The organism is Moorena sp. SIO4A1 (assembly GCF_010672065.1).
Taxonomy (GTDB): Bacteria; Cyanobacteriota; Cyanobacteriia; order Cyanobacteriales; family Coleofasciculaceae; genus Moorena.
Genome location: NZ_JAAHHX010000947.1, coordinates 1 through 1,145, shown reverse-complemented (window position 1 = coordinate 1,145; position 1,145 = coordinate 1). Strand labels below are relative to the sequence as shown.

General features: G+C 38.3%; 1 protein-coding gene. It reads left to right on the top strand.

The features are described from left to right. Nucleotides 1–439 precede the first annotated feature (439 nt). Nucleotides 440–781, top strand: coding sequence for a transposase family protein (locus F6K53_RS44350; RefSeq protein WP_293087286.1), 342 nt, complete (start codon nucleotides 440–442; stop codon nucleotides 779–781). Nucleotides 782–1,145: the final 364 nt, after the last annotated feature.

Below are 1,145 nucleotides of genomic sequence, written 5' to 3'. Positions count from 1 at the left end.
TTTCTAATTAAATCAAAAAATATATTTCAGCTTGATTGATTTACAAACTCTTTACAAAAACTTTACTGAAAATTCACAATAACAGGGAGTAGGGAGCAGGGAGCAGGGAGCAGGCAAGAGGCATGCTAGCAATAGGCATGCTAGCAATAGGCGAAAAATAATGTGTACCTCATAGCTATGATCAACGCTATAGATCTAGCTAGAGCAATATTAGTGGGTTTTGCAGTTGTAGTTATTACCTTCAATAAAAGTTGAAAATAATAACGTTTCGCGCAGTTAAGAGGTACGTTTGTCAACCTCAAATTCCCCCTTTTTAAGGCAGGGCTGTTTCATTATAGAGTAAAAAGGTGTATATTGAAGCAATAGCCCGAAAAAATGGCATAATTCCCATTATATACCCAAATTATGGAGAAAAGCTTAATCGACGTTTCTCTTAGAAATACCTGATCATCGCAGTCCTCATGGTCAACGTCCGCCTCTATGGCTAGTGCTTCTAATTATCATTATGGGGATGATGAGTGGTTATTGGGGTTATCGACAATTGGGTAGATTTGTGGAACGCCACCGCACAGAATTAATTAGTAGACTTCAAATTCCCAATGCTCGTGTTCCTTCTTATTCAGCAATCAGAAGAGTCATGATAATTAGCGATTACGAAGAACTCCAAGTTGTGTTTAATCAATGGAGTCAACAATATAGTTTAATTCCCTCGAATGAATGGGTATCGCTGGATGGGAAGAGCCTAAAAAATACCGTTACTGACTACGATCGCGTAGCGTGACCAAAGGTCAATCAGGCCCAACAAAACTTTATCAACTGTGTTTCGGCTTTGTCTTGATGCAATAGCGAGTGGGGGAAACCCCCAAGACCGCGCTGCATCGCTTTCCCATCAAAGAAGATTAGTATTAGGGGTAAAAATGATGGAAAATAAGCAGGAAAGCGAAATTCCCATCGTTCGAGACTTAATTGAATTATTAGATTTAACTGGTGTAGTATTTACTTTTGATGCTCTTCATTGTCAAAAAAAACTCTGGCAGCGATCATCGATTCAGGGAATGACTATCTAGTTAAAGTCAAAAAAAATCAACCAAAATTATATCAACAAATAGAAACGGAATCAAACCAGCAAACACCACGACAAAAAG